This window comes from Sphingomonas oligophenolica (assembly GCF_006438955.1).
GTDB classification, from domain to species: domain Bacteria; phylum Pseudomonadota; class Alphaproteobacteria; order Sphingomonadales; family Sphingomonadaceae; genus Sphingomonas; species Sphingomonas oligophenolica_A.
Genome location: NZ_RCZK01000004.1, coordinates 208,583 through 233,262, shown reverse-complemented (window position 1 = coordinate 233,262; position 24,680 = coordinate 208,583). Strand labels below are relative to the sequence as shown.

Genomic DNA, 24,680 nt, shown 5'->3' with positions numbered 1-24,680 from the left:
AATCCGAACCATGACCTTGGCGATCACTGATTTCCCTCTTCGCGGTCGGGCGCTCAGCAGCACTTATCCGAGCATGCAGGCCGGTGGGCAGCTCGGCGTTTGAAACGGGCATGGACGGAAGCGGACGAGGCGCAACTCCGCTCGCTTTGGCCTGGCGACCTCAACGAAATCGCCCAGGTGCTCGATCGAACACCGCGGGCAGCTCAGGAGCGCGCGCGGCTGCTCGGACTGACCGAGATTGGGCAGCCCGACCGATACCGGGCCGCGGCTCGTCATTGGGACGACGCCGGTGCGTGCAAACCGTTGTAGCTAGCCGGGCGGCAGTCGCAGCGGCGCTGGCGGTGCCAGCTGAAGCGACCTTACTGACGGATATTGGGCTCGCGCTGTTCGTCGCTTCTGGCGGGGGAATCGTCCTGGCGGATTGCGGCCAGAACCGAGGGGCGCACGACACCCATGGAAGCCAAAACGGCGTCGCCGACCTGGAGCGGCGCCCACATCGGATGTTCGGCGCGCGGTGTATCTCCCTGCCGACAGGCTTCAAGGCGCTCGACGGCGTTGCGCATTTCGGTGAGCTTTTTGCCAAATATGGGCAAAAACACTGCCGGATGAGCGGCTTGGGGCGCAATCGGCTTGAAGGCCGCAAGAGCCTCACTCACCGCCATTGAAAACCGTGGATCGTCGATCCGTGATTCTAGAACCGGTAATCGCTCGGCGACGAGCGCGCTGAATGGATGCTCAGTCAGTTCGGTCACGGTGGACGGGTCGGCGTTGTGGAACGCGGCATTGTTCGCCATGGCCTGAACCTCAACGGTCTTGATCGCCGCTCGACAGAATTCGAGAGCGTCGTCGATCGGCTTGTTGAATCGGGCCCGCTCGGCTTGGGCCATCCGAAGTTCGTTGGCCTCTCGCTCGGCGTCCTGCCGATCGCTCGCCTCGGCTGCCATCTTCCGGGTGAGCCGGATCGTCCAGACGGCCGCGATTACCTGCAACGCCGCGGCGACCGACGACACTACAGTCCACCAGGGCATAGCCGTTTGATCGACAAGGTGCTGGACGGCCATGTGAAGGACCTATCACAGCCCGCAGCTCCCGCAAATCGATCGAACCGGGGACCAGCAACCATCGACTAACCCAAACATCGAGGAAGTACTCACAAATATAAAAAGGGGTTACATGCCTCATATGATACCACAACCCATAGGTAGGACCCGTTATCCATGGCCCCATATATAGTAACGTCACGCGCGTCGTCGCCTAAAGACTGACCCCGTCGTCAGCCTCATCATGAGGTCTATTGATGGTCGGTCGACCGCTGCATCTACCGCCCGCCCAGGTGCCGATCAGTTGACCGTTTCGTGCGGGCTGGCCTGGGCCTGCCGAATGCGCCGCGTGTCACGCATGATTGCATGCAGGCGCTTCCCCGCCGCCTCTGCCGTCTTCCGCATCCCTGACGGCGTCACTGCCGCGGGAGCCTGCTCGAGAAGCGATGCGGCGATCGAGAGGAGCGCGGTGATCACCTCCGGAGCTGGCAGTGCCGTGTCGCCTGTTTGGGTTGCGTGGTCAGTCGATACCTCGACCGTCGCGCGCTGCAATGCGAGGATCAGGCGGTCGATATACGCCTCGTCGAGCGACCCCGACCACAGGTTCTCTTCCTCGGCCATCGTTCCTCCCTCTGCGCGCCATCTCCCGATCCGCTTGCCATAGACGCTCGGCGCAACCTAGCGATCGATCAAGAGCCGCGCACTTGGTCAGGCGGCAAGGCGACGAAGATAGCGCTCGGCACTTGTCCAAATACAGCGGGCACCTGCGGCTGCCCGTGCTGATCCAAATCGTTGCGAACCTGAGCGGACGCGTTAAATATTGCCCGTGGCCTGCCTCCCCGGGGGGCCACCGCCCCGGCGCGTGGTCGCTCATCCGTCGGGGCGCACCTTGCCGCTGCCAGTCATCGAGACGAGTGCCGCGCGTAAGGCCATGACCCTATCGTCTAAAGACGGCTGCAGTCTTCCCCAACCGAATGCCGAGCGCTCTGCACCCGTCTCTATCCATATGCGCTCCGCCAAACGGTCGAGCTCCTGCACCGTCGGCGATCGATCCGAACCGATGCAAGCGGCCACTACGGCGGCCGTGAGCAGGGACGCTGGCGTTGTCGTCATTCCTCATCCTCTCGCACCCCAATAGCGCGGCGATGTTGCTCGCGCATGACCGGCGCATGACGTTCGCCGCATGATTCACCGGGCGGCATCGGCCCGCCGCGCTCGCATCGATCCGTGGACGACCACGACGGCACGCTCGATCGCGGACGCTGGCCGCATGCGCTGCATCGGTATCGCTCGCGCACGGCGGGCACCTTCACCGTGCCGGGCAAGTGGTCGACATTGATCGTCACGTGACGACCGCACGCGCACCACAGATCGACGAACCGCGTCCCGTTGTCGCGCATATTGGCGAGCGTCATCCAACCCGGGTCAGCCACGCGCGATCCTGACCAGCCGCTTGCGCTCGCGATCGTCGCCATTGAGCCAGGCCATCACCGGCACGCCCTTCGGCAGCCCAGCGCTAATCTCCTCGCTCTGCTCGGTTCCGGCCAATTATCTCCTCAACACGCTCCCTAAAGCGCTCAAGTTCGTAGCCGGGATCAGGCCGGGGGCGCGGTGGGGGCAGCCGAATGGCGGATCGAGGAAGCACACCCAGCGATTGCGCTGCTGTTAGTAGTAAAGAAACAATGCGGCCCCACAGAGCGCCGCTCGTGCCCCCGTAAGCGGCTATCGGTTCGTCATTGTCGAGGGGGGCAGGATCGACCATGCTCGAAGCATATCAAACCACGGCTTGAGCGCCCAGCCCTCACCATCGTGCTGCGCGGCGACGATCTCCATGCGCTCATCGGCGGAAAGCTCGTCCGGCATCAGGTATCCTGCCCACCGAGCGGTCCTACATATCGCGGACGTGTGAGCCCGAGCAGCAGCGCTCGTACACGGACAGCTGATGGCGATCGGTCGAGGATCTTGCCGATCTCAATCGCATCGCCAGGCCACAGCAGGCGCAGCTTCGCTTCGTCGGCCTCCGTCCAGTTCCTCCTCACACGTCCAGGCATCGTCGCTCGATCTCGGCGAGGATCGCTTCGGCGTCCGGCCCCTTGCCCTTCGTCCGCTGATATTCCGCGAGCAGGTCGGCGTCGGATACCTCCACCGGGTCGTCGTTCAATTCGGGCGGGTCAGGTTCGGCCATTCGGTCAGCCTATGCTCAGGCCGTCAAGCTGCGCAATCCCCAACCTGGATGATCTTCCCTCGCCAGCAGATTGGGAGATTCCCGTATCGGTTCTATCGCGCCGAAATGGGCCTGAGGATGGATTGACCAGCCCATTCGGGCAGCCCTACATCGCGTTGGCGCTTCGCCTTTTTCGAAACTCCCTTTCTTGCTGGCGAAGCGCCAACGCTCGCAAAGTACTTAGCGCTGATGCCGGACCGATCGCGGCAATCATGCCGTTCGACGAACCGTAGGCGGGCCATCAATCGGGAATTGCGATCCTAAGCTCGGGACGTTCCGCTTGATTCGCGAGGGCATCATATCGCGCCGCCATCTCGTGGTGAATCCGAGCGATACTAGGATCAGTGGCAATCGCCTCCAATTCCCGCTCCTTCTCCGCACGGCTCTCGTAATATCCCCTGTCTTGATTCGTGTTCACGGCGGCCCTCCGAGTCGAAATGCCAGGAAGGCAGCAAATTAGTCGCCTTACTGCACTTATGTAAATTACGCTGTCAGCGGCCGGCACGTTTGAGCGGCAGTCACGTGCGCCAGCCAGCTTCCGCGATTTATTGGAGCGTGCCCCGCTGCAATCGGCCGACCCGATCCGCGATCTCGCGCCACCGATCGACGCCGTCCTGATCGCCCTCACGGGCGAGATCTATGATCCGCTCGGCGATAAAGGTGAACACGAAGTCGCCATGCAGGTCGAGGACAGTATGCGCCTCGGCCCAGCGCTCTTGGTCGCGCGTTAGCGACATCCTGACAATCAACGGCGTTTTTCTGCGAGACGCTGTGCTCGCTGCGCCGAGAAGGTTGGAATGACATCAGACTTGCTCGAGCGGCCGATGCGGGCCGCAGACTGGGTTCGGCCTGGCGTCCGCTCAAGTGGCGTGACTATCGTCACGCACCGTTGAATGTATTCCTCGAGATCTGACAATCGATAGAGAATTCTTCGCGAGCCTATCTTCACGTAAGCAACCCGGCCTTGAGTGCGAAGGTCCCGTAGCAGCCGTGGCGAGATGCGGAGCACCTCGGCTGCCTCCGCCTCATTGAGCAGTTCGGACAACTGGCACCTCCCGAATCGTCAGCGCGCATTTTGGCGCGTGAGAACGATGGCACGATGGCACGATGGCACGACGTTGTGGAAGCGGGAGCGCCGCATTCCATCTCACCGAACCCGCCCGACTCACCCTAATCCGCGACGTAGCGTGAAACGTCAGTCCCGCAGAAATGCTGGAATTTTGCCCGGTCGGCTCACCGAACTCACGCTACGATTGTGACGCGGCTGCCCGACAAAAACTATCGCGCGAGCGGTGAAACCGGCATGCGCGATGATGCGCCTGGTCAGTGGATCGCCTGGAACATCGCCCGGCCGATATCGATGCTCGCCCAGAATATGAACAGCACGCACAGGGTGGGGTACGCCACCACCTCGAGCCTCTATCGCACTAGCCGGGTTGAGCATCGCGCCAACCAACTGAAAAGGCTAGTTATAATGGCAAATTCTCTTCCTCAGAGCATCACCCCGCGCTTCCCACCAGGCCTTAAATTCCGATATCCTCTCCCCCTGTTTTCCAGGAGACTAGCTGCCCTGCGCAGAGCGGCAACCCCTATCGTGCGCTCCAGGATCAAGCGTTCCGGAGCGTGTAGGCCTGCCCTTCCGAGAAAGCGTTCCCGCCCCCGCCGCTCAGCTTGCCGGTGGTGCTGATCATCAGGTTGAACCCCGCGCGCATCGTTTCGGTCTGATCTCGGAGCTGGGCGGTCTGCGCATTGATGGCGTCGACCACGTCGGCGTTGGAGGGCTGGATCACCGACAGCTGCGGCGCGGCGATCGTCAACCCCGCTGCCACCGCATCGCTGAATTGCCCGGTCGTGAAGAGGGCGGCGCTACCGGGCGGGATCGTCAGCGCATCGGTCTGGTCGACCAATGCCGCCGCGATCGCACCCGGGGAATTGTCGTTCGCGACGATCGGCCCGCCCTGGATTGTGCCGCCCGCGTTCGTAATCGCCTTGCCGGTCAGCGCGGTGATGTCGCTCAACCGCTCGAAATAGGTTGTGGTCGAGCCGTAAAGCTGGCGCTCGATGTCGAGATACGCTTGCGCCGCGTCGGTGAACGCCTGCTGATCGACCACGCCGCCGCCGCGCACCGTTGCCGCGAGCGGATCGAATGCGGCCTGCGCATTCTTCTCGCGGGTGCGCAGTGATAGGCCGCTGTCGCCCTTGTAGCGGAGGTTGTCGAGCAAGCCCTGCAGCGTCGAGGTGAGGTCCTTGCTCGCCGACTTGACCGCATCCGCGCGCTTGAAGGCGTAGAGCGATTCGAGGTCCGCATATTCCTGCGTCGAGGCCCCGGCTTCCGCGAACACGCTGCGCAGATACCCGAACTGCTTGTCGAGCGCGTCGACCGCGGCGCCGACCGGATCGGTATATTGCTTCAGCTCGGCGAACACGCTCTCGAAATCGGTCGCCTTTTGCAGCTGTGCGGTGAGATCCTTGCCCGCCGCGAGGATGCGCTTGGTCGATTCGCGGATGCCGCTGATCACGCCGTCGTCGAGCGCGGCCTTGATCGCGAACTTGATCGCCGCGGCTTCATCGGTGCCGAACCCCACCGCGCCGGACCCCTTCACGCCGCCCACCGCGCCGCCATGGTCGTTGACGCGGAATTCGCCCTTGTACGTGCCGATCTTGACGTCGGTCGAGCCGCTGACGAGCCCGCCAAGCTGCTTGGCGATCGAGTTGAGGCCATCGGAGACGCTGCCTGCCAGGCCTGCTGCCTGGGCGGCGAGCGCGCCGGTCGAGCCGGATGACGAACCCGCGCCGAATGCGCCGTTCGCGACCGAGATACCAGCCGAGCCCTTGGCCGTCTTTTGGAATAGGCCGCCGATGATGCCGCCGATCGCACCGCCGATGAACGCGCCGCCGGGGATCGGCACGAACGACCCGATCGCGCCGCCGATCGCCGCGCCGGTGCTGCTGCTCTCGACGCCGAGCAGTTTCAGAGCCGAGTCTGAGACGAGGCCTTGCCCCGCGCCCGTGAACGCACCGCCAACCTTTTCGCCCAAGGTCCCGCCGAGCCCCTTGGCGATATCCTCGCCGATGTGGCCGAGCTCTTTGCTGTTCTGATAGGCGTTGATCAGGTTGCCGCCTTTGCCGCCGATCGCCTGGGCGGCATAGTTGAGAACGACGGCCTGGGCCGCCTCGCGCCGACGATCCTGATCCGCTTTCTCGGCAGCGATCTTCGACAGGTCGGGCAGGCTGCTCGAATCGAGCGAGAATTTCACCGGGCCGAGCGCGTCGGCCAACGGATTCTGATCGAGCTTCTGGCTGGTGACGACGATGTCTCCGACCTGGCCCGCGATCTGCGCAGCGACTCCGGCGGGACTCGCGCCGTATGCCGTGGGCGTGGTGGTCAGCGACGCGATCGACGGATCGTTCGATTTGGCCGATGCGATCGCCGCGGCTGCCTCGGACAGTTTCGCCGCCGACCCCTTGAGCGCGTCCGCCGCTTGCACCGTCGGCTGGTTATTGCGGGTCAGCGCATCGTGGACCTTTGAGCCCAGATCGCCGCCGAATAGTTTCAGCGATAATGTCTCTGCGATCTGGCGCTGGCGGCCGGCGGTCAATGCGTCGGTCAGTTTGGTGATCGACCCTTTCGCGAAGGGCTTTTCCAGCGCGTCGGTTAGTGCCGATTGAAGATCGGATGCAGCGCGCACCTGGATATCGATGAATTGCGCCTGGCGCTCGAGTTCGCTCGCCTGATCCTTGAGCGCGCTGGTGTTGGCGATGATCACCGCCCGTTCGGCTTCCGTGACCGTGCCCTTGGTCCGCTGTAGCTGGAGGATCTGACCGAGCGCATCGGCCTCATCCTGGCGCCCGGCGAGGATCAGCTTGCCGGTGGCGAGCTGTTCTTGCTGCGCTTCGACAAGGTCGCGGAACGGCTTGGTGAGGCCGGTCTCGACGATGCCCTTCGCCTTCTCGGCATCGGCGATCAGATCCTCGAAGCCGGGCGGCTGGCGCTGGCCAAGGTCGGCGATCAGGTCGCTCAGCTTCTGCGTGGCGGCGGCGGCGCGATCGATGAGGCGCGGCTGGTCGTCGAATTCTGCGCTGATCTGCGCGATCGAGGTACCGGCGCTCTTCCCAAAATCGATAAGCTTCGTGTAGGCGCGCTCGGCGGCCTTGCCCGCGGCGGTGGCCTTCTTGAGCCCCTCGGCTTGGTTCACCTCGAGCTGAGCGGCCTTCACACGGGTCCGGTAGGTCGCCTCAGTGATCTTGCCCTGCGCGAGCAGCTCGGCATTCTGGGCCTTGGTCACCGCGAGCCCCGCGCGGGCCTGTTCAACCGGATTGTCGGCAGCGTCGAGGCGCGCCTGCGCGTTGAGCAGGGAGGTCCTACCGCCGGTGCCCGTGCCCTTCGTCTTGGTCGGCTTGACGAGCTGCGGCGCGATCCTGCCGCTATCGAGGCTTTCGTCGATATACTTCGAAATCGCCGTGTTCGCCCGGCTGGCGGCCGCCTTCGATACCGCCTCGATAAACGCCTTCTTGTCGACACCCGAGCCGTCGAAATTGGTGGTCTCGGTCGACCGTAGCAGCGCGTCGAACGCCTTGGTCTGCGCCGCGGGGTCGCTGATCGCCAGGGCCGCCCGGCCCCGCGTCGCCAGCGCGCGCACCGGATCATTGCCGCGGAACTGGTCGACGCCGCTGCTGAAGAGCGACCGGTTGAGCGCGAGCGCGCCGCCGACGACGCCCAGCGTGCCGGCGAGCTTGCGCCCGGTGCTCGGCTTGCCCGCATCCCGGAATGCGGCCCGAGCATCATTCGCGTCGTTCGCCGCCTCGATGCGCAGGTTGATCGCCTTCGCGCGCGCATTCAGGCGAAGCAGTTCGGTTTGCTCGGCGATCTTGCTCGACGTCTTGCCGAAGATGTCGGCGAGGGTGCTTTCGGCGTCGCCAAGCCTGGACGATGCGAGCTCCGCCACCTTGGCCGCTTCGCCGGTCTCAAACAGCTTCTCGACGAACGGAGCGGCGACAGCGGCGGCGACGGTGAGCGCGATACCCCACGGGCCGGTCAAGAACGCGCCGACTGCGCCGAGCTTCCCGCCCATCTCCGACAGCGCGTATCCCAGCTGACCGGCCTGTTGACCGAACGCCCGCGCCGGACTGATCCCCGCCGCGACCGACAGGCCGAAATCGCCAAACTGCTGACCGACGTTGCGGATCGCGAATTGCTGCGCGTTGGCCGATCGGGTGACGATCGCGCCCGCGGTGTTGAACTTGGTCCCGATCTCGCCCGCGGCGGTGGCGACCCTCGCCTGATTGACGGCGAGCGCCTCGAGCCGGTTGGCTTGGAAGCTGGCGGCGTTGGCAGCCTCGCGCATCGCGACGGCCTGATCGCGATCCGTCTGCGTCACGTCCCGCCCGTTCACCGCGACGTGCTCGGCGGCGCGCGCGATCTGATCGAGCGACGTGGCAAAGGTTCGCGCGGCGGTGGCGGATGCCTGCGCGCCCGCCGGATCGAAGAACACCGGCTGCGGCGCGCTCGGCGCGGCGACATTTTTGACCGCCTCGGCGACCCGCTGCTGTTGCTGCTGGATCAGCGCCTGCCCCTCGGCCTCCGCTTTCTGGAACGCGGCGGTCTGCGCTGCCTTGCGATCATTGATCGCGGCGATGGCGAGGGTCGCTTCACGCTGGATCTGCGCGACCCGTTCCTGCGCGTATTGCTCGCGCTGTCGAGCAAGGCCGTTTTCCGCGGCGAGTTGATCGTTGGCGAGCTTCTGGAACGTCGACCCGTTGAGCGCGGCGGCTGAGGCCTTGATGCCCAGCGGGTCTGCGATCGACTTCGTTTTGAGCTCACCGATCGCGCGGCCGAACTGCTCGACCTGGCGCCGGGCATCGCCGATGTCGAAGGCCTTGTTGATCCGCCTCCCGGCATCCTCCGCAGTTCGCGCAGCGCGTTCGAAGCCGCCGCCGATGAATTGCTCGATCCGCTTCGTGGTGGCGGCGAGCTGGCCGTCTTCCTTGACCGAGATCACGAGCGGGAAAGAGTTGAGCTGGTTACCCATGACGGGTCCTTTCGATGCGGGCGATCACGACACGGACAGCGACGGCGTGCCCTGCCGGGCGCCGGTATTGAGTTCGCGTTCGATCAGTTGCGGGAGACGCGCTTGCCACCGAGCGGCGATCGACCGGGGATCGACCCGGCGCGACCGGCGCGTTGCGCGGATGAGAATGAACGCGGTGATCGACACCCGGGCGCGCGACTTGGTCGACCGGAGCGTCTTGGTCGCCTTCGCCCTACCGCCGCGGCTGCGCAGGATCGTGGTGTCAACGACCAGTCGCGCGACGCCGGGGTGCCGCCCCCTCACGAACACGAGTGGGCCGATCGAGGATTCGAGACCCGCCGAGCGATACAGCGCGGGGGTCATCTTGCGCCGTCCGACCTTCTGGGGGATCTCGGGACCGGCGATCGCCAGCCACTTGCCGCCCGGCCGGATCGTGGTCGTCTCATTGTCGACGTAGGATTCGATGGCACCCAGCGTGCGGGCCGATCTGATCTTGGCGTAAACGAACCCGCCGATGTCGAAGCTGCCGTCCGAGCCGACCTTGGTCCGCTTCTTCGCACGGTCGCTGGTCGAGCCGATCACGTTCGACAGCTTGCCCAGCCGCTGCCCCTGCATCGCTGTCCGGATATCGTCGCGCGCGCCGTCGGCGGCTTTCGCGGTGGCGTTGGCCGCGGCGTTGGCGACTTTGCTCGACACGTCCCGGCGCCAGGGCGTGAGCGAATAGCCCGGCGGGGTGGTGACGCCGATCTTCATGCCGCGATTCCCTCCGGTTCGATGGGGACGGCACCGGTGAAGCCGAGCAGCGCGAGCGCGTGGAGCGCCAGCTCATCGAACGCGATGCCCGCGATGCCCGGCACCTCGGCCATTGCGGCCTTCACCTCGATGTCGTTGATCTCGTCCTGCAGCGCGTCGATCGTCGCCATCGGAATGCTGCCCATGTGGAAGCGGTACGGCGTGGCGAGCCCGGTCCATCCGGCGAGCAGCCTGCAGAGCGCCAGCTTGGGCGCATCCTCGCCGAACAACGCGTTTTGCTCGGACATGGTGCGCAGGGCTGGCGATGCGTCGACCAGCTTGCCCATCGCTTCGCTGATCGCGTCGGCTTCGTCCTGGTCGATCGTGACGGTCGGATCGGTCTCGGCGTCGCGAACCGCCTGCCAGAATGCGCGGAGCCGGGCTTCGTTGCTGGCGAGCATGTCGGCGTCGCCGGTCCAGAGATTGCGCATCGTGGCGATCGTCTCGCGCTCGATAGCCGCGCTGTCGTGGCAGCGAAGCCCGGCCTCGATCAGGGCGTAGCGGAAGCGGCGACCGGCGCGGGGATCGGGGTTGCGGAACAGGAAGCTGGGCGGGTCGGTCAGCGCGGCCAGTGAGGGCGGCGTGTAGCTGGTCGTGGCCGCATGCAGCGCGGGATTGGTCGTCATGGGTCGTCACCCGATGATGTCGCGCGGGCTCGGCGGATCGTTGCCCTCGTGCCCGCGAGCGTACACGCGCGCGCGCGCGACCGTCCCCCCGCCAATGCTGGCCGTTACCGGCTGGAACCCGCTAACGCTGGCGAACGCTGGCCGAATCTCTGGGCATCGGCTCGATCTGACCAAGGAGCAGCGCGACGAGCATATCTGGCGATATGCTGACCTGCTCGAAGCGCGGGCCGAGGTTTCGCGACAGATTGACGCAAAACCTAAATCTGGACCGCAAGGCGGGAGGCCGGTTGGCGTCGCAAAGCAGATTGCGGATGAAACCGGATTGAGCAAGCGCACAGTGGAGCGCGCGCTTAATCCGAAGCCGGTCAACGTCGTCATGGTTCGTGAGGCCGAGACCGACGAAGAGGCGACGAGCCGCGAAGGTGAAGCGCTCAGCCGCTCGTGACCCCGCGCCGATTCAGCAGCGCGTGTACCTGTTGCCACGGATCGCCGCCGAGGCCTTCGAAGAGCTGTCCCGATATGGCCTCGAGGCCCAGGAACGCGCGGAAGGCTTCGGTGCCGGTATGAGGACCGGCGCCCAGTTCGTCGATGAATGCTTGCACGATCGCGGCCTCTTGCTCGCGGTTCATGGCTTCAACGCCTGCTCGAGCAGCTGACGGATTGCCTCGGGGCGGGAGGGGGCTGTTTCATGGTTCGCAATCCACTGGTCGAGCGCGCCGAGCTGGTCGGGCTGCAGGCGCACCATGACTGGTGTGCCGATGCCTGTTCGCGGGCGCCCGCCAAGGTTTTTGATATCAGGCGTTGACGCGGTCATAGGTTATTGGTAGCAGAAAGCCGAGCCGAAGCAAGGCTTAGGACCCTTGCTCCGGCTCTAACCACGAACCGCCTTCTCTCGAAAGGAACGGCAATGGCTAACCACGTCACTATCATAACTCGCCGCGCGATGCTCGACGCCGTTGTGGCAATTCCCGCTGTCGCCATGATTGGCGCGATGCCAGCCCTCGCAGCCCCCTCCGCCTCCGGTTGGGATGCCGCGATGATCACCTACGAGCGGGCCAAAAAGCGCGCCGCACGATTCGACGTCTATCATGACCGAGTGATGGTCGGATGGGAGGCGAACAAGCCGAGCCAGGCAATCATCGACTGGAGCGAATTCCCGTTCTCCGATCGCAACGCTGTGGCGCATACGCTCGACATTGATGCCTATCGCCGTTGGGTCATCTCGAATGAGAACGGCCTTTGGACCGGCTCAGCCTTGGCGAAGCAGCGTCGTCTTGACGCGATTGACACCGTCGCCGAATATCGTCGCCTCCGCACGGTCAACGATCGCCGGTTCAATATCGAGCGCGTCTGCACGTCGTTCGAACGTCACGATGACGCCGTTGTTGCCGCCGAGCACGCCTTGATGGCGATGCCAGCGCCCAATCTGAGGGCCCTTCAATGGAAGCTTCGCCACGGGATCACCGCCGACGAGGATGGCCACTTGCAGTCATTCAGCATGGACTACCTCAAGCCGATATTTGATGACGTCGATCGTCTGATCGAGGAGCGGGCCGATGCTTGAGCTCCGCATGCAGGCCGGGGCCCAGCTCGTGCCCTTGTGCGATCTGGCCCAGCGGCTCGGTCGCGCCGACGCCGCCCGCGAGATCGGCGAGACGATCGACGGATTGATCGACATGCTCGACGCGATCGACGGGGATCCGGAAGGCGAGGATGACGAGCGCGGAAGCGTGCTGATGATCGCGCCCGGCAACGACTATGACCCCGCCGACGACGACAGCGCGCCCGATGGCCTTCCTGGCGTGCCGGAGGACGCGGAAGACGACGACGGCGATTGCTGTTCGGCGCGCGATGACGATCCCGGCTTCTACATCAGTGATGTCCGCGGCCTTCCCGGCGACCCTGATGACGCCGAAGTCGCCTACACCGAATGGAATACACGCGGTCGCCACAAGCTGTCGCATGGCGGCGAGCAGCGACCCGGTCTGCGGGGCTGGCCGATCGGCGAGGATGACGAGGATGACGACCGCGACACGTCGATCGAGGATGACCGCCGCGGGTTTGATCCGGAGAGCGACCTTGGCGTCGACGATTTCGGCGAACAGGAACACGAGCAGATTCACGACGACGTGCCGATGTTACCCGTTTTCGCGATCGAACCTGATTCGGAGACGGGGAAGCGGCCGCTCCTCGGGCACCTCAACCTGCAGTCGTCATACGGATCGCTGGGCGGCGAGATCGCGACCGACACGGGAGGCGTGCATTGGCGGGCGATCTGGCCGGACGAGATTGGCGTGCCGGTTTGATGGGCCCGAATGACGCGGGCCATGTTGCACCCGTGTTGCATGGAGTCGCCGGGGGTCAGACGGAAACGGCGGAAATCAGCCGAAATCAAGAGTACGCGATGAAACAGCCGCCGGCCCTACCGCGGGGCACCAGGCGACGGCTACCTCATTGATTTAGAATGATAAATAATGGTGCCGCTTACAGGACTCGAACCTGTGACCCCCGCATTACGAATGCGATGCTCTACCAGCTGAGCTAAAGCGGCCTGGTGCGCCGAACACCGCGGGCGGCGATCGGCGAAGGCGGGCGAGTAACAGGTGTCGGGGGGGCTGACAAGCGGTTCGGCAGGTCGTTTGCGCCTCTTTACGGCGCGTTTACCACCTTGGTGGCAAACACCCTGCGACGGGCGTTGGGCTCGGTCGGTGAGGGTACGCATTCGCATGGATACGACAGGCGGCTTCGACAACGCACGAACCGAGATCGACGATGCGACCGACGGCGCGGTCGAAGATCAGGTGTTCGATCTGGGCGGCGACGAGCGCCGGATGCATGTTCGCGCCTACAACCATTGGGTCTCGCTGCTCCACGGCGCGCCCTTCCCCGCGATCGATCGGCTCGATCCCGACAGCATCACCGATTTCGGACCGCATAGCGTGCTGCTCGATTTCGGCCACGGCATCGAGGATCCGACGATCGCCTTTCTCGGCGCCGCGCTGCGCCTGGAATGCGGGCTCGACGCGGCCATCCGCCGCGTCGCCGAAGTGCCCAGCCGGTCGCTGCTGTCGCGGCTGACCGACCATTATCTCCAGATCATCGCCAATCGTGCGCCGATCGGGTTCGAGGCCGAATTCGTCGGTAACAGCGGCTGCACCACATTGTACCGCGGCATCCTGATGCCATTTTCGTCGAATGGCGTCGACATCGATTTCATCTACGGGGTCATCAACTGGAAGGTGATGGCCGACGCCGACACCCAGGCGACGCTGACCGCCGAGCTCGACGCCGCGGTCCGCACCGCGCCGACGACCAACGACATCCCGGTCTGGGCCGATGGGCCGAGCGCAGGGTTAGACGACCGGGATGAGGACGACGCCGAAGTCGAAAACGAAAACGAAGACCCCGATCGCATGATGCCGCCCGCCCCGACCGGCGCGCTCGGCGATCGGCTGGCGATGGCACGCGAATCCGCGGCGCAGGTGCGCGGCGCCGATGCCCGCGGCCGCGCCGCGCTCTATCGCGCGCTCGGTCGGGCGCATGATTTCGCGCTGGCCGCGGATGCCGACGAGGCCGCGTATCGCGCGCTGCTCGACGACGCGCTGATCACCGCGCAGGCCCGCGCACCGATGACGCCGATCGTCAAGCTCGTCTTCGGCGCGGAATACGACAAGACCCGGCTCGCGGAATATGCTGCGGTGCTGAGCCACGCCCGCCGCCACGCGGTCGCCGCCGCGGGTCTCGGCGCGTTTCTCGAGGGGTTCGCTGGCGGCATCAAGGCGATCGTCGCCGCCGAACGCGCCGCGCGCCGCCCCGCCCCGCGCCCCGACCTCTATGCCCGCGCCGCCGCCGAACTGCGCACGCTGCCGGTACTCGCCACCGTGCCGATCGGCGCGGGCGATGGCGAATTCGTCGTGCTGGTCGCACGCGCGGGCCGCGACGGCACGCTCGACATCGTCCAACGGATCGACCAACCCGCGCTCGTCGAAACCGTGGTGAAGCGCGCCGCGGCCTGACGACGGGCGGCTGACCCGCGCGGTTGATTTGTTGCGCGTGCGAGACATAATCGCAAACGCTCGATCGCTCTTGAGCTAGCCTGTCCGCGGGCGTAGGCCTCCCGCGCATGGCTCATTCTCCCCAGACACCGATCGACGCGCTGGCCGCGCGGCTAACCAAGGGCGCGCTGCCCGGTGAACTCGTCGGGTTCGACCGGCCAGAGATCGAAGAGGCCGCGCGCTTCCTCGTCACCGCGGGTGCCCGGCGCAAGCCCGGCAAGGCCGCGATCGCGCTGCAGCCGATTCCTTCCGACGACGTCCGGCGCCGGATGCGGCTCGGCATCGTCAACGACGACATGCCGTTCCTGGTGGATTCGATCGCCGCCGCGATCGGCGCCGCCGACCTCGACATCGATCGGATCATCCATCCCGTCGTCCGCGTGACCCGATCCGCCGATGGCGAGATCGAGGACATCGGCGGCGCAGGCAATCCCGAATCGATGGTGTATCTGGAGCTGGAACGCGCCGATGCGCGCGCGCGCCGCGACCTCGTCCGCCGCCTCCACGCGGTGTTGACCGACGTGCGCGATGCGGTGGTCGACTGGCCCGAACTCCAGCGCGCGATGGCGCGCGACGAAGCGACGTTGGTGCCGGGCGAAGGCGCGGCATTGCTGCGTTGGTTCATCGACGGCCACTTCACCCAACTCGGTCACCAGCACTGGACCTGCGATGGCACCAGCAGCGATGAACTCGGCATCGCGCGCCACGACCACGCCGTTCCGATCCTCGCCGAGGCATCGCGCACCGCCGCGATCGAATGGTTCGAAGCCGATCCGGATGCCGCCCCGCTGCTGCTCAAATCGAACCTGATCTCGGCCGTCCATCGCGCGGTGCCGCTCGATCTGGTCATCGTGCCGCGCAAGGACGGCCCCACCATCACCGGTCTCTCGATCCACGCCGGGCTGTGGACCAGCGCGGCGCTCACCGCGCGCCCGCGCGACGTTCCCGTGCTGCGGACCCACCTCGCCGCGCTCGAAGCCAAGTTCGGGTTCGACCCCAAGGGCCACACCGGCAAGGCGCTGACCCACGCGCTGACCGCGCTGCCGCACGATCTCGTCGTTGCCTTCCCCCCCGGCGCGCTCGAACAGCTGGCGCTGACCGCGATGAGCCTTGCCGATCGTCCGCGCCCCGCGCTGGTGATGGTGAAATCGGCGCTCGCACGGCATCTGTTCGCGTTTGTGTGGCTGCCACGCGACGACCTTACCACCGCGCGCCGGATCGCGATCGGCGAGATGCTGGGCGAGGCCGCAAACGGCAGCATCCTCAACTGGTCGATCGCGCTCGAGGACGGCACGGTCGCGTTGCTGCGCTACACCGTCGATCTGCGCGGCGCGGGGCGAATGCCGGACCACGCGCCGCTCGAGGATCGGCTCGAACGAATGGTCCGTGGCTGGGGTCCCGCGATCGAGGCGGCGCTGGCGACCCAGGTCGGCCCGTCGCGCGCGACGCGGCTGATGCTGCGCCATGCCGGGACGTTCCCGACCGGCTATCGCAACGCCAACACCGCCGACGAGGCCGCCGCCGATATCATCCGCCTCGCGGACCTTGCCGATTCGGGTGCCCGATCGGTGCGGCTGTACCACCGCGACGGCACGACCTACCTCAAACTCTATCGTCAGGGCGGCGCGCTCGCGCTGTCGGACGCTGTGCCGGTGCTCGAGAATTTCGGGTTTCGCGTGATCGAGGAGCTGCCGACCGCGCTGACCGACGACGCGCGCTCCTACGTCCATGAATTCGTTGTTGACGCAGGCGGCCCGCTGTCGAGCGACCCGCACATCCTCGAAGACGCGATCGCCGCGGTGCTGGAGGGGCGCGCGGAGAACGACGCGTTCAACCGCCTGATCGTCGATGCCGCGATGGACCCGCAATCGGTCGTGCTGTTCCGTGCGTGGTTCCGTTACTTGCGCCAAGCGGGGATGTCCTACGGCCTGACCACGGTGGTCGATGCATTGCGCCGCGCGCCCGATGTTGCGACCGCGCTGATCGACCGGTTCGGTGCGACGCACGATCCGCAGTCGCTCGAAAGCACCAGCCGCGCCGACGGCGCGATCGATCGCGGGCTGGAGGCGGTTTCCGCGATCGACGACGACCGGATCCTGCGCGCCTACCGCAGCATGGTCGCCGCGACGCTCCGCACCAACGCCTTTGCCCCCGCGGCGCGCGAGGCATTGGCGTTCAAACTCGACAGCAGCCTGATCCCCGGCCTCCCTGCCCCCGTGCCGTGGCGCGAGATCTGGGTGTACAGCCCGCGGGTAGAGGGCATCCATCTGCGCGCCGGGCCAGTCGCGCGCGGCGGCCTGCGCTGGTCCGATCGCCGCGACGATTTCCGGATCGAAATCTTGGGGCTGATGAAGGCGCAACGCGTCAAGAACGCGGTAATCGTCCCCACCGGCGCGAAGGGCGGCTTCTACCCCAAACAGCTCCCCTCCCCCGCCACCGATCGCGACGCGTGGTTCGCCGAAGGCACCGAGAGCTATCGCATCTTCATTCGCTCGCTGCTGTCGATCACCGACAACATCGTCGAGGGCAGCGTCGTCCACCCCCAGGGCGTGACGATCCTCGACGGCGACGATCCCTATTTCGTCGTCGCCGCCGACAAGGGTACCGCGACGTTCAGCGACGTCGCCAACGCGCTGGCGCTCGAACGCGACTTCTGGCTGGGCGACGCGTTCGCGAGCGGCGGCAGCCAGGGCTACGACCACAAGGCGATGGGGATTACCGCCAAGGGCGCGTGGATCAGCGTTCAGCGGCATTTCGCCGAGCGCGGGATCAACGTCCAGCGCGACCCCATCCGCGTCGTCGGCTGCGGCGACATGTCGGGCGACGTGTTCGGCAACGGCATGTTGCTGTCGAAGACGATCAAGCTCGTCGCCGCGTTCGATCACCGCCACATCTTCATCGATCCCGACCCCGATCCCGCGACCAGCTGGGTCGAACGCGACCGCATGTTCCGGTTGCCGCGATCGTCATGGGACGATTACGACAAGTCGCTGATCTCGAAGGGTGGCGGGGTCTTCTCGCGCGCCGATAAGGTCATCACGCTCTCGAAACAGGCGCAGGACGCGCTCGGTATCGCCGATGCGGCGCTCGACCCGGGCATGCTGATCGCCGCCATCCTGAAGGCACCCGCCGACCTGCTCTGGTTTGGCGGCATCGGCACCTATGTGAAGGCCGCCGCCGAAAACAACATCCAGGTCGGCGATCCCGCCAACGATCGACTCCGCATCGACGCCGAGGAGCTGCGCGTCACCGCGATCGGCGAAGGCGCGAATCTTGGTATCACCCAGGCCGCACGAATCGCGTTCGCGGCGCGTGGCGGGCGGATCAACGCCGACTTCATCGACAATTCGGCGGGCGTTGATTGTTCGGACAACGAGGTCAACATCAAGATCGCGCTCAACCGCGAGATGATCGAGGGTCGGGTGTCGTTCGACGACCGCAACGCGTTGCTCGCCAGCATGACCGACGACGTCGCGCACTTGGTGCTCGAGGACAATCGGCTTCAGACACTGGCGCTGTCGATCGCGGAAGCCGATGGCGCGACCGCGATCCCCAGCTACGTCCGCGTCATCGAGATTTTTGAAAACGCCGGGCGGCTCGATCGCAAGGTCGAAGGCTTGGGCGGCAACGACGATCTGCTCCGCCGCGGGCTTGATGGCCACGGGCTGACCCGCCCCGAACTTGCGGTGCTGCTCGCGACCGCCAAGCTCGCGCTGCAGGATGCGATCGAACGCGCCGGGCTCGGCATGGCGCCCGAGCTCGAAGACGATCTCCACCAAGCGTTTCCCCCCGCGATGCGAGAATCGTGGCGCGGCGCGATCGACGAGCATCGGCTGCGCGCCGAAATCGTCGCCACCAAGCTCGCCAACCGCCTCGTCAACCGGCTCGGCATCCTCAACCCGTTCGAACTCGCCGAGGAAGAGGGCGCGGCGATGGGGGACATCGTCGCAATGTTCGTCGTCGTCGAGGAATTGTTCGGGCTCCGCGCGCTGTGGGCCGAGATCGAAGCCGCCGCGATGCCAGAGGCGGCACGGATCGCACTGTTCAACGAAGTCGCGATCGCAACCCGGTCGCAGATCGCCGATCTGCTTCGTGCGACCTCGCCGGGGACACTACCAGGCATGGTGATCGGGCGGATGAAGGCCGGTATTGCCGCGCTCGATGCGCAGACCAAGGCGCTGCTGCTCGAGGAAGCGAGCGCGCACAGCGGGCGGATCGCCGCCGAACTCGAAGCCGTCGGCGCGCCGCGCCACTTGGCGCAAAAGGTCGTGCGGCTCTTCGAACTCGACGGTGCGATCGGGCTCGCCGATCTCGGCGAGTGCCTCGGGCTCGACGAGGCCGATCTCACCCGCGCGTTCACGCACCTCGGCCAGGCGCTCGGGCTCGACTGGGCGCAATCGACCGCGGCGCGGATCGCGTCGAGCGATCCGTGGGAACGCCTGCTGATCGCGGGGCTGGCGCGCGATTTCCAGCAGCTTCGCCTCGAATTTCTCGCGCGCGGCGGGGTCGGCGATCCGGGCGCGTTCGTCGCGGGCTGGCTCGATGCGAACGCCGCGCGGGTCGCGCAGTTCAGGGCGCTGGTCGACCGCGCCAGGCAGGCCGCGCAACCCAACGCCGCGATGCTCGCGCAGATCGCGGGCCAGGCACGCGTGCTGCTGGGCCGATAATTCCTCCCCAAGGTCCGGGGAGGAAATTAGCCGCGCGCCGCCAGCCGCGCCTTCACCATCGCGCGCCAACCGCGGTTGCGCCACCACATGATCACCCCGGTCATCGCGAGCACCGCGGGCAGGATGCCGCCGACGACAATCACCGTTTGCCACGCGGCACCCATCCCGGTGCCGTCGTGAATTCGCCGCATCAGCCGCCCGACCTTTGCCCGGTCGCGCTCGGGTGCCGCGCTCGCGACCCCGCTATCGTCGGCGACCTTGATCGGCTGCCGAGCGCCCGCAAAAGTCACCGTCCAGTCAGGGCTCGTCGTGGTCGGCCAAGCGATCGATCGCAAGTTGCCCCTCGCCTCGCCGCGCGCCCGCGCGATCACCGCCGCGATCGACTGCGCCGGGGTCGCGAGCGGCACCGGGCGCGTCCGCGGGCGTTCACCCCGCGGTGCCTCCCCCGTCAGCGCGCCGGAGAAGCCGGGAAAGCTGATCCACGCACCGGTCAGCGACAGCACGAACAGCGGCAACGCGATCCAGAACCCGAACGTCTGGTGGATATTGGTGTCGAGGTGACGATGCCGTCCCCAGCGGAAAGCACGCTTCAGACTCCCCTTCGTCGGCCACCACAGCCACAGGCCGGTGAGCGACGAGACCATCATGAACACCCCAATCGACCCGACGACACTGCGCCCGACCCCCGGGATCTGCAGGCTGCCGTGGAGACGATGGAGGAATCGGACAAGGCCGCCGTTGCCCGACGCGACGGCAAGCACTCGCGCGCTGGGCGGATCTAGGTACACGGTCATCCGCGCCGGTGGCCCCGGTCGGTCGGTGGTGGCCGCGCGACTGGCGACCACCGACACTGGCCCTTCGTCACCGGGTAGCGTCAGCGTCGCGATCCGGTCGCCCGGCGCCAGCACCGCGCGCGCCGCCGCGACATAGGTATCGGGCGCCACGATCGCGGTCCCGCTCACGGCGTAGCGATCGGGATTGATGGCCCGGTCGAGACCCTCGTCCCAAACTAACGCCGCCCCCGACAGCGACAGGGGAATGATCAGGATCGCGAGCGCCAGCCCGATCCACTTGTGAACCTGGAACCAGGCCCGCCGGAGTGCGATGGTCGTCATCGTGCGGACAATGGCAACCACGCTAATGCAAGTCAATCGCAGTTGATGCATATTGCATTGGGGTGGCGCAGTCGACGGATCGAGCATGGAACCACATCGCTGCGCCGCCATTGCCATCGGCGTGACCGACCTTCCAATCTCGGCAATCGACATCGACGACGATCTGGGCCTATTGACCGTCGCGATCGATAACGGACACGGCATGGTGCGAAAGATACGATGACGGATCGGCGTTCGGAACGATCCTGGGAGAAGGCGTTGCGCACCGCGGCGATGCTGTCGACCGGTGGCGCCCTGTCGGGTTGCGATGTGCTCAAGCTCACCGTGGTAAACCACGCGGGTCCGATCGCCGCCGCGCAGTGGCATCTCTATGTCGTCGTCGGCATCGTTCTGGTCTTCGTCGCGGGGCCGGTGCTGCTGCTGACGCCGATCATGGCGTGGCGTTATCGGCTGTCGAACGAACATAGCACGTACAAGCCGAAGTGGGATTTTTCCTGGTGGATCGAAGGGCTGATCTGGATTCCGCCGACCGGGATCGTGATCGGGCTGGCCTTTCTGTTGTGGACCTACACGCATCGCCTCGATCCCTATCGCCCGATCGCTTCGACCCAGCCGACGGTGGAGGTGCAGGCCGTCGGGCTCGACTGGAAATGGCTGTTCATCTATCCCGATCATCACGTCGCGGTCATCAACCAGCTGGCGATCCCGGTCGGGCGCCCAATTCATCTCAGCCTGACCAGCGGCACTGTGATGCAATCGCTGATGGTGCCCCGCCTCGGCGGGCAGATCTACGCGATGGCGGGCATGCGGACCGAGCTCAACCTTGCCGCCAGCCAGCCCGGCGTTTTCCGCGGCGAGAACACGCAATATAACGGCCCTGGCTTTCCCCAGCAGAAGTTCGACGTCGTGGCCTTGCCCGCTCCGGACTACGACCGCTGGCTCGCACGAGTCCGCGCGGCGGCGCACCCACTCGATACGGCGGCCTATGCAGCGTTGTTCCAACGCTCCGTTCCCGCACACCCGATCTATTATTCCCGAACGCCCGATGGCTTTTTCGGCTATATCATGAGTCGGTTTCGGTCGTCGCCCACGGAGAATGAACGATGAGCGCGTCCGTCTGGCCCGCAGTGCTCGGCCGGTTCGAATGGCATGCGCTGCCGTTCGTGCGCGCGTGGGAAAATCCGACGCTGAACGAACTCATCGGCGCGGGTGCCGCCGCGATCGTAGTGGTCGGCGCGATCGCGCTCATCGCGTTGATCACCCTGCTCGGCAAATGGCGCTATTTGTGGCGCGAATGGCTGACCAGCCTCGATCACAAGCGGATCGGGATCATGTACGTCGTGCTCGCCTTCGTCATGCTCTCGCGCGCGCTGGTCGAGGCAATGCTGATGCGGCTGCAACAAGCGACCGCGATCAACGCGCCCGGCGTCGTCGATCCCGAACATTTCGCGCAGTTGTTCAGCACCCACGGCAGCATCATGATCTTCTTCATGGCGATGCCGTTCCTGACCGGCGCGTTCAATTACGTCATGCCGCTCCAGATCGGCGCGCGCGACGTGGCCTTTCCGCTGCTCAATTCGATCAGCCTGTGGCTCACCGGGGGCGCCGCCGGCCTGATGATGATCTCGCTCGTCGTCGGCACGTTTTCGACCGGGGGATGGAGCGGCTACCCGCCCTATACCGAACTCGCGTTCAGCCCCGGCGTCGGTCCCGATTACTGGATCTGGGCGGTGACCTTGGGGTCGATCGCCTCGACGCTGTCCGGGCTCAACTTCGCGGTCACGATCTACAAGAAGCGCTGCCCGGGCATGACGCTAATGCGGATGCCGCTGTTCGTCTGGACCACGCTGTGCACCAGCATCCTGATGATCTTCGCGATGCCGCCGCTCACCGTCGCCACCGCGCTGCTCGCGCTCGACCGCTATTTGGGGTTCCATTTCTTCACCAACGACCTTGGCGGCAACATGATGAACTACGCCAACCTGTTCTGGCTGTTCGGCCACCCCGAGGTCTATGTTTTGATTCTGCCCGCGTTCGGCGTTTATTCGGAGGTCGTCTCGACCTTTTCGAGCAAGGAGCTGTACGGATACACCTCGCTGGTCCTCGCGACGATGGCGATCGCGGTGCTGTCGTTCACCGTCTGGGTCCATCATTTCTTCGCCATGGGGCAAAGCGCCAACATCAACGCAGTGTTCGGGATCGCGACGATGACGATCGGGGTGCCGACCGGGGTCAAAATCTACGACTGGATCTGGACCATGTTTCGCGGGCAGGTGCGCTTCACCGTGCCGATGCTCTATTCGCTCGCGTTCATGATGACGTTCGTGCTCGGCGGTTTCACCGGGATCATCCTCGCCTTTCCGCCGCTCGATTATCTCGTCCACAACACGCTGTTCCTGGTCGCGCATTTCCACAACATGCTGATCCCCGGGCTGCTCTACGGCATGCTCGCGGGCTATCATTACTGGTTCCCCAAGGCGTTCGGATTCCGGCTCGACGAAAAATGGGGCCGGGTGTCGTTCGGCTGCTGGGTGATCGGATTCTACCTTGCGTTCATGCCGCTCTACGTACTCGGCGCGGCGGGAATGGCACGGCGGACCCAAGAGGTGTTCGAGCCCTCGTTCCGTCCTTGGCTGTACGTCGCGGGGGTTGGCGCGCTGATATTGTTCGGCGCGCTCGCGTCGCTGTTCGTCCAGCTGTGGGTCAGTATCCGCGACCGCGAGGCCAATCGCGTCACCGCGGGGGATCCGTGGGACGGTCGCGGGCTCGAATGGTCGACCTCGGCGCCCCCGCCCGACTATAATTTCGCGCTGCTGCCCCAGGTCCGCGGTCGCGATCCGTTCTACGACGGCAAGCGCGACGGCGATCCCTATGCGCCGCCCCCCGAATATCACCCCATCGAACTGCCCCGGAACAGCATGACCGGCCCCGTTCTCGGCATCGTCGGCACCGCGCTTGCGTTCGGGTTGGTATGGCACATGTGGTGGCTCGCGATCCTCGGCACGGTGATGATCGTCGCGACAATCATCGCGCGCAGCTTCGCCCGGGATGTCCACCGAACGATCCCGGTCCACGAGATCGAACGGACCGAAGCGCACTGGCTGGCCGCGGTCGCCGCCGCGCGTGCGATCCCGCGCCAGCTCGAGATGACTCCGCTCAACCAGGGCCTTGCCGCGGTGACCCGGTGAGCGCCGACGAGGTCAAGCACCCCGGGATCAACCTCGGCGACACTCGCGATCTCAGCCATCGCGACGCCGAGCACGATCTGTTCGGTTTCTGGATATTCCTGATGAGCGACGCGATCATCTTCGCGCTGCTGTTTGCGACCTATGGCGTGATGCTTGTCGGCACCGCGGGTGGGCCGACCCCCGCCGACACGTACAAGATCCTGCCCGCGTTCATCGAGACGCTGGTCCTGCTCACCAGCAGCTTCACCTTCGGCATGGCCTCGATCGCGATGAAGCACGACGCCGGCAAGGTACGACTGATGCGGTGGCTGGCGGTTACGCTGGTACTCGGGCTGATCTTCCTGGCGATGGAGCTCAAAGATTTCGCGACGATGATCGGGGATGGCGCATACCCCGCGCGCAGCGGCTACCTGTCGTCGTTCTTCGCGCTCGTGCCGTTGCACGGGCTCCACGTCGCGGCGGGGTGTCTGTGGGTGGTGGTGATGATGGTGCAGGTGGCGTTCTTCGGGCTCGACGAGCGCGTGAAGGTCAATCTGCTGCGGCTAGGCCTCTTCTGGCACTTCCTCGACATCGTCTGGATCGCGATCTTCTCGGTTGTCTATCTGCAAGGCCTGATCCGATGACCAAACCGAACGATTCCAGATCCCAGGAAACTCGCGGCTACACGATCGGCTATGTCGCCGCGCTCGTGCTGACCGGCGCGGCGTTCGCGGCGGTGCGCTGGCCCAGCGTCGGCACCACCGCCACCCTCGCCATCGTCTTCGCGCTCGCGCTGATCCAGATGGCGGTTCACTTCCGCTTCTTCCTCCACATCGGCCTCGCGCGTTCCGCCCGCGACGACCTGCAACTGATCCTGTTCTCCGCCGTCATCATCATCCTGATGGTATCGGGCACCCTCGTGATCCTGTTCAACCTGCGTCACCGCATGATGTAGCCGCGTCGAA

Annotated in this window: 23 protein-coding genes and 1 tRNA gene; 11 read left to right on the top strand and 13 right to left on the bottom strand. The window is 65.6% G+C overall.

The genetic code is table 11. The features are described from left to right. Positions 1-359: 359 nt before the first annotated feature. Together EAH84_RS07200 and EAH84_RS07195 are read right to left on the bottom strand one after the other, a co-directional pair. Positions 360-1,061 (bottom strand): hypothetical protein, encoded by a 702-nt coding sequence (locus tag EAH84_RS07200; RefSeq protein ID WP_140869897.1) that lies wholly within the window; start codon positions 1,059-1,061, stop codon positions 360-362. Between the two features lie 279 nt (positions 1,062-1,340). Next, positions 1,341-1,661: a hypothetical protein gene (locus EAH84_RS07195; RefSeq protein WP_140869895.1), complete on the bottom strand. Its 321-nt coding sequence runs from the start codon at positions 1,659-1,661 to the stop codon at positions 1,341-1,343. 606 nt (positions 1,662-2,267) lie between these two features. On the opposite strand from EAH84_RS07195, the gene EAH84_RS16550 reads away from it, so the two are divergent. Continuing rightward, positions 2,268-2,390: a hypothetical protein gene (locus tag EAH84_RS16550; RefSeq protein ID WP_277753723.1), complete on the top strand. Its 123-nt coding sequence runs from the start codon at positions 2,268-2,270 to the stop codon at positions 2,388-2,390. Positions 2,391-2,465: 75 nt separating this feature from the next. On the opposite strand, the gene EAH84_RS16545 is transcribed toward EAH84_RS16550, so the two are convergent. The 8 genes from EAH84_RS16545 to EAH84_RS07165 all read right to left on the bottom strand — a co-directional run bounded on the left by EAH84_RS16545 (position 2,466) and on the right by EAH84_RS07165 (position 10,711). After that, positions 2,466-2,588 carry a hypothetical protein gene (locus tag EAH84_RS16545; RefSeq protein ID WP_277753722.1) on the bottom strand — a complete coding sequence of 41 codons (123 nt, stop codon included), beginning with the start codon at positions 2,586-2,588 and terminating at the stop codon, positions 2,466-2,468. A 174-nt stretch (positions 2,589-2,762) separates the two neighbouring features. Continuing rightward, complete coding sequence (locus tag EAH84_RS15920; protein ID WP_161978353.1) at positions 2,763-2,903, bottom strand: hypothetical protein; 141 nt, start codon at positions 2,901-2,903, stop codon at positions 2,763-2,765. Positions 2,904-3,075: 172 nt separating this feature from the next. Next, entirely contained in the window at positions 3,076-3,225 is a 150-nt protein-coding gene (locus EAH84_RS15915; protein WP_161978352.1) for a hypothetical protein, read from the bottom strand. 584 nt (positions 3,226-3,809) lie between these two features. Next, the gene (locus EAH84_RS07185) at positions 3,810-4,001 is read right to left on the bottom strand and encodes a DUF6961 family protein (protein ID WP_140869890.1); all 192 of its coding nucleotides are present in this window, start codon (positions 3,999-4,001) and stop codon (positions 3,810-3,812) included. Between the two features lie 8 nt (positions 4,002-4,009). Next, positions 4,010-4,309: a helix-turn-helix domain-containing protein gene (locus EAH84_RS07180; protein ID WP_140869887.1), complete on the bottom strand. Its 300-nt coding sequence runs from the start codon at positions 4,307-4,309 to the stop codon at positions 4,010-4,012. 562 nt (positions 4,310-4,871) lie between these two features. Next, the gene (locus tag EAH84_RS07175) at positions 4,872-9,293 is read right to left on the bottom strand and encodes a hypothetical protein (protein WP_140869884.1); all 4,422 of its coding nucleotides are present in this window, start codon (positions 9,291-9,293) and stop codon (positions 4,872-4,874) included. A gap of 24 nt (positions 9,294-9,317) precedes the next feature. Then, positions 9,318-10,046 carry a hypothetical protein gene (locus EAH84_RS07170; RefSeq protein WP_140869882.1) on the bottom strand — a complete coding sequence of 243 codons (729 nt, stop codon included), beginning with the start codon at positions 10,044-10,046 and terminating at the stop codon, positions 9,318-9,320. Then, positions 10,043-10,711: a hypothetical protein gene (locus EAH84_RS07165; RefSeq protein WP_140869879.1), complete on the bottom strand. Its 669-nt coding sequence runs from the start codon at positions 10,709-10,711 to the stop codon at positions 10,043-10,045. The genes EAH84_RS07170 and EAH84_RS07165 overlap by 4 nt, the downstream gene beginning before the upstream one ends. 94 nt (positions 10,712-10,805) lie before the next feature. On the opposite strand from EAH84_RS07165, the gene EAH84_RS07160 reads away from it, so the two are divergent. After that, on the top strand, positions 10,806-11,156 hold the full coding sequence (locus tag EAH84_RS07160) for a hypothetical protein (protein WP_140869876.1): 351 nt from the start codon (positions 10,806-10,808) through the stop codon (positions 11,154-11,156). On the opposite strand, the gene EAH84_RS07155 is transcribed toward EAH84_RS07160, so the two are convergent. After that, positions 11,143-11,340, bottom strand: a complete 198-nt coding sequence (locus EAH84_RS07155; RefSeq protein WP_140869873.1) for a hypothetical protein — start codon at positions 11,338-11,340, stop codon at positions 11,143-11,145. The genes EAH84_RS07160 and EAH84_RS07155 overlap by 14 nt on opposite strands. Before the next feature lie 278 nt (positions 11,341-11,618). On the opposite strand from EAH84_RS07155, the gene EAH84_RS07145 reads away from it, so the two are divergent. Continuing rightward, on the top strand, positions 11,619-12,275 hold the full coding sequence (locus EAH84_RS07145) for a hypothetical protein (RefSeq protein WP_140869868.1): 657 nt from the start codon (positions 11,619-11,621) through the stop codon (positions 12,273-12,275). A gap of 112 nt (positions 12,276-12,387) precedes the next feature. Continuing rightward, positions 12,388-13,017 (top strand): hypothetical protein, encoded by a 630-nt coding sequence (locus tag EAH84_RS07140; protein ID WP_140869866.1) that lies wholly within the window; start codon positions 12,388-12,390, stop codon positions 13,015-13,017. Positions 13,018-13,186: 169 nt separating this feature from the next. On the opposite strand, the gene EAH84_RS07135 is transcribed toward EAH84_RS07140, so the two are convergent. Then, positions 13,187-13,262 (bottom strand) — tRNA-Thr (locus EAH84_RS07135). A gap of 175 nt (positions 13,263-13,437) precedes the next feature. Here EAH84_RS07135 and EAH84_RS07130 point away from each other — a divergent pair. Both EAH84_RS07130 and EAH84_RS07125 read left to right on the top strand, forming a co-directional pair. After that, entirely contained in the window at positions 13,438-14,727 is a 1,290-nt protein-coding gene (locus EAH84_RS07130; RefSeq protein WP_140869862.1) for a hypothetical protein, read from the top strand. A 107-nt stretch (positions 14,728-14,834) separates the two neighbouring features. Then, positions 14,835-19,433 carry an NAD-glutamate dehydrogenase gene (locus EAH84_RS07125; protein ID WP_140869859.1) on the top strand — a complete coding sequence of 1,533 codons (4,599 nt, stop codon included), beginning with the start codon at positions 14,835-14,837 and terminating at the stop codon, positions 19,431-19,433. A gap of 26 nt (positions 19,434-19,459) precedes the next feature. Here the strand turns inward: EAH84_RS07125 and EAH84_RS07120 are convergent, their stop codons facing one another. Further along, a complete protein-coding gene (locus EAH84_RS07120; RefSeq protein WP_140869856.1) occupies positions 19,460-20,548 on the bottom strand; it encodes a PepSY-associated TM helix domain-containing protein in 1,089 nt (362 codons plus the stop codon). An 85-nt stretch (positions 20,549-20,633) separates the two neighbouring features. Here EAH84_RS07120 and EAH84_RS15910 point away from each other — a divergent pair, with 85 nt between their 5' ends. The 5 genes from EAH84_RS15910 to EAH84_RS07100 are packed head-to-tail and all read left to right on the top strand — an operon-like array spanning position 20,634 to position 24,670. Then, positions 20,634-20,771: a hypothetical protein gene (locus EAH84_RS15910; protein ID WP_161978351.1), complete on the top strand. Its 138-nt coding sequence runs from the start codon at positions 20,634-20,636 to the stop codon at positions 20,769-20,771. Further along, entirely contained in the window at positions 20,768-21,655 is an 888-nt protein-coding gene (locus EAH84_RS07115) for a ubiquinol oxidase subunit II (RefSeq protein ID WP_241656498.1), read from the top strand. Before EAH84_RS15910 ends, EAH84_RS07115 begins: the two co-directional genes overlap by 4 nt. Then, positions 21,652-23,736, top strand: a complete 2,085-nt coding sequence (locus EAH84_RS07110) for a cbb3-type cytochrome c oxidase subunit I (RefSeq protein WP_140869854.1) — start codon at positions 21,652-21,654, stop codon at positions 23,734-23,736. Before EAH84_RS07115 ends, EAH84_RS07110 begins: the two co-directional genes overlap by 4 nt. Then, positions 23,733-24,359: a cytochrome c oxidase subunit 3 gene (locus tag EAH84_RS07105; protein ID WP_140869851.1), complete on the top strand. Its 627-nt coding sequence runs from the start codon at positions 23,733-23,735 to the stop codon at positions 24,357-24,359. The genes EAH84_RS07110 and EAH84_RS07105 overlap by 4 nt, the downstream gene beginning before the upstream one ends. Beyond that, positions 24,356-24,670 (top strand): cytochrome o ubiquinol oxidase subunit IV, encoded by a 315-nt coding sequence (locus EAH84_RS07100; protein WP_140869848.1) that lies wholly within the window; start codon positions 24,356-24,358, stop codon positions 24,668-24,670. The genes EAH84_RS07105 and EAH84_RS07100 overlap by 4 nt, the downstream gene beginning before the upstream one ends. Positions 24,671-24,680 lie beyond the last annotated feature (10 nt).